3 protein-coding genes and 4 tRNA genes are annotated in these 3,629 nt (G+C 47.8%); all 7 read left to right on the top strand.

Annotation, left to right across the window (positions count from 1 at the left end; genetic code table 11):
• The first annotated feature begins 353 nt into the window (after positions 1 to 353).
• The 7 genes from murB (at position 354) to AR688_RS07200 (ending at position 3,512) form a co-directional block, all read left to right on the top strand.
• Entirely contained in the window at positions 354 to 1,364 is a 1,011-nt protein-coding gene (murB, locus tag AR688_RS07230) for a UDP-N-acetylmuramate dehydrogenase (protein ID WP_068231354.1), read from the top strand.
• Positions 1,361 to 2,344 carry a bifunctional biotin--[acetyl-CoA-carboxylase] ligase/biotin operon repressor BirA gene (birA, locus tag AR688_RS07225; protein ID WP_068231352.1) on the top strand — a complete coding sequence of 328 codons (984 nt, stop codon included), beginning with the start codon at positions 1,361 to 1,363 and terminating at the stop codon, positions 2,342 to 2,344. Before murB ends, birA begins: the two co-directional genes overlap by 4 nt.
• Before the next feature lies 1 nt (position 2,345).
• A complete protein-coding gene (locus AR688_RS07220) occupies positions 2,346 to 3,041 on the top strand; it encodes a type III pantothenate kinase (protein WP_068231349.1) in 696 nt (231 codons plus the stop codon).
• A 111-nt stretch (positions 3,042 to 3,152) separates the two neighbouring features.
• Positions 3,153 to 3,228: transfer RNA gene (locus AR688_RS07215), tRNA-Thr, on the top strand.
• 5 nt (positions 3,229 to 3,233) lie between these two features.
• Positions 3,234 to 3,318 (top strand) — tRNA-Tyr (locus AR688_RS07210).
• 31 nt (positions 3,319 to 3,349) lie between these two features.
• Positions 3,350 to 3,424: transfer RNA gene (locus tag AR688_RS07205), tRNA-Gly, on the top strand.
• 12 nt (positions 3,425 to 3,436) lie between these two features.
• Positions 3,437 to 3,512: transfer RNA gene (locus AR688_RS07200), tRNA-Thr, on the top strand.
• The last annotated feature ends 117 nt before the right edge of the window (positions 3,513 to 3,629 follow it).

Raw genomic sequence — 3,629 nt, 5'->3', positions numbered from 1 at the left:
GACGATGGTAGTGTAGCATTCGCTATGCGAGAGTAGTTCACCGCCAGGCTCCCAAATAAACAGACCCTTCGTGAAAACGAAGGGTTTTTTTATTTGTATTGCCGATGGGTTATCTGCCCGAGCGAGCGAAAAGCTATGCGACAAAAATGTTCGGAACATTTTTGGACAGCCAACGGCTGGTCCCGCAGGGACGAGGCGCACGATGTGCCGAGCAAAGTAGTTCACCGCTGGACGGCCAGCCCCGCAGCCTCCCAATTCAAGCAGAAGGCCTACCCTCACCGGTAGGCCTTTTTGCTTTGCGCTTCGTCAACCACATCATTACAATAGCGGTATTAGCGTTAACTGGCCTGATCATGCGCACTTTGACTAATATTTCTGCCGTTCCGTATTCTACTTTCCGCTTTAATGCTCAGCTGGCTGCTATTACAGAGTTTGGTTCTGTTGCTGAGCTGGAGAACTTCCATTCCGATACAACTCCTGTTGTGTTGGGTGAGGGCAGCAATACCATTTTTATGCAGGATCTTACTGCGCCCATCTGCCGCTTTGTGGCAGATAGCAAAACGGTTACAGAGCTGGATCGGCAGCATGTGTTACTACACGTGGAGGCCGGTCATAACTGGCATCAGTTGGTTAGCTGGGCAGTTGAACAGCAGCTGTGGGGTATAGAAAACCTGGCGCTAATCCCGGGTTCAGTCGGTGCCGCGCCGGTGCAAAATATCGGTGCTTACGGTGTTGAGCTGGCAGACAGCTGTTTATATGTGGATTTTTACCACTGGCAACAGCGTAAGGTGCAGCGTATTGCTGCAGGTCGTTGCCAGTTTGGCTACCGAGACAGCGTGTTTAAGCATACCCTGACAGGTAAAGGTATTATCACTGCGGTGGGATTATGTCTGAGTAAGCAACCTGCACGGGTGTTAGCTTATAAAGGGCTTGATCATCTGGCCTCTGACGCAACGATCGATACTATCTTCAGTCAGGTTATTGCAGTGCGTAGCAGTAAATTACCTGACCCGATGGTGCTGGCTAATTGTGGCAGCTTCTTTAAAAACCCTGTTGTTGCGAAACAGCACTATATTGAGCTGAAAGCAAAATATGCTGATATGCCTGGGTTTACCCAGTCCGATGATAGCGTAAAGATTCCGGCTGCTTGGTTGATAGAGCAGCAAGGCTTTAAAGGTAAGCGTTACGGTGAAGTGGGTTGTTATAAGTTACAGCCGCTGGTGGTGGTAAATCATGGAGCCGGCACGCCCGCTGAGTTAGAGCAGCTTATTACTGCCGTGCAGCAGCAAGTGTTTGATGCTTATGGTATTGAGTTAGAGGCTGAAGTACGTATGTTAAATAGCGCCGGACAGCCAGTCAGATGAGCAAAGCCAGTTTAGTGACTCAGCGCCAATTGCTCAGTGCCTTAAGCTATGGCGAATTTCAATCTGGCCAGCTATTAGCAGAAACCTTGGGCTTAAGTCGTACTGCTATTGCAAACCATATTCAGCAACTACAACAACTTGGGCTGGATATCTATAAAGTGAAAGGCCGTGGTTATTGCCTGGCTGAGCCACTTACGTTACTGGATGCGGCAAAGATAAGTCAGTTGCGCCAAAGCGGCGGTGCCGATATTTTGGTGCAGAATATTACCGATTCAACCAACAGCCAGTTGATGCAAAAAGTGCAGGATGGTTTGGTAACGGAGCGCGGTTATACCTTGGTGGCGGAAGCGCAAACTGCAGGTAGAGGTCGGCGAGGCCGTAATTGGTATTCACCCTTTGCTGCCAGTCTGTATTTCTCTATGTATTGGCGACTGGAACAAGGGATTCAGGCGGCGATGGGATTGAGTTTGGTAGTTGCCATAGCCATAGCCAGGTTGTTAAAACAGCAGTATCAGGTTGATGCTAAGGTTAAATGGCCAAATGATGTATATATAGATGGTAAAAAGTTGTGCGGTATTTTGGTAGAGCTGGCGGGGCAAGCCCATGCCGGCTGTGATGTTATCATCGGTATTGGCATGAATATTCGTCTGCCGCAGCAGGCGCTGGACAATATAGATCAACAATATATCGACTTGACCATAGCATCTGGCCAAGTGATAGAACGCAACCTACTGGTAGTATTGTTACAAAAACAACTGATGACACTACTTACCCAGTTTACCAATACCGGTTTTAGTAGCTTTGTTGATGAGTTTAATCAGTATAATCAGTACCGTGATAAGGCTGTAAAGTTAATTGGCAATACTGAGATAAAGGGTACTTGCCTCGGTGTAGATCAACAAGGTGCCTTATTGATTGAAACGGCTGCAGGTGTACAAGCCTATTTCGGTGGCGAACTTAGTTTGCGTGCGGGAGATTAGTGTGTATTTGTTACTGGATATCGGTAATACCCGGGAGAAAGCCGCACTGATCAAAAGTGGTAAAGTTACGGCTTTGCCACAATTGGCACCGGATAATCTGGCCAAATTGCCAATTAAAGCGGTGTACTTTGCCAGTGTCGCCTCACAAGAAAAAGTTGCTGCTATTAAACAGCAGCTGGGTTTGGACCATTTACCCTGGCGTCAGGTATATTCTGAAGCAAAAGCTTGCGGTGTCAGTAATAGCTACCAGCAGCCACAAATGTTGGGAGTAGATCGTTGGCTGGCCATGCTTGGTACGCAGTTACTGTTTCCGTCACAAAACACATTAATAGTAGACGCCGGTACTGCCGTAACTATTGATTGGTTAGCACAGGATGGCCAACATGCTGGTGGCTGGATTATTCCCGGACTCAGGATGCAGCAACAGGCGGTGGTGAAAAACACCGCCAAGGTGTTTAATTCTGAAATGTTTAACGGCCGGTTGGAGCCGGGTGCTGACACGGTGACAGGTTTGCAAAATGGTTGTTTAGCCGCGGTTTTAGGCGCAATCAGGTTGGCATGGCAGCAAACACCGTGTAACAAGTTAGTGTTAACCGGGGGCGACAGTAAGTTTCTTAAATCTTATCTGTCAGATTTACCTATTGTTGTAGAACCTTTACTGATTTTCCATGGACTGGCGCGTTATATCGACATGTAATGGCTTGTTTGCGCACTTTATGAGCGTTTAGGCAGGAAATTAACGCTTTTTTGGTTTTTTCTGTTGCACGGCTTAGGGCATTCCACTAGAATTCGCACCCACTGACGTAGTGCCGCTTTAGCTCAGTTGGTAGAGCAACTGACTTGTAATCAGTAGGTCATCCGTTCGACTCGGATAAGCGGCACCATTAGTGGAGGGGTTCCCGAGTGGCCAAAGGGATCAGACTGTAAATCTGCCGGCACTGCCTTCGAAGGTTCGAATCCTTCCCCCTCCACCATCTTCGTCAGAAGAATAGCTACGAGTAGGCCGCGGGCATCGTATAATGGCTATTACCTCAGCCTTCCAAGCTGAAGATGCGGGTTCGATTCCCGCTGCCCGCTCCAATCAAAAACGTTGCTGATATAGCTCAGGCGGTAGAGCGCATCCTTGGTAAGGATGAGGTCCCCAGTTCGATTCTGGGTATCAGCACCATCTTGACACCTCTCAAGCTATTCAAAACAACACACTAATTAAATAACCGCCGTTTTGTTAAAAAGGGTCTATTCATGGCTAAGGCTAAATTTGAACGTAATAAACCGCACGTAAACG

The sequence above is a fragment of the Rheinheimera sp. EpRS3 genome (genome assembly GCF_001513785.1).
Classification (GTDB): Bacteria; Pseudomonadota; Gammaproteobacteria; order Enterobacterales; family Alteromonadaceae; genus Alishewanella.
Note: the sequence above shows the minus strand (reverse complement) of the source record. Positions and strands in the feature narration are given on the sequence as shown.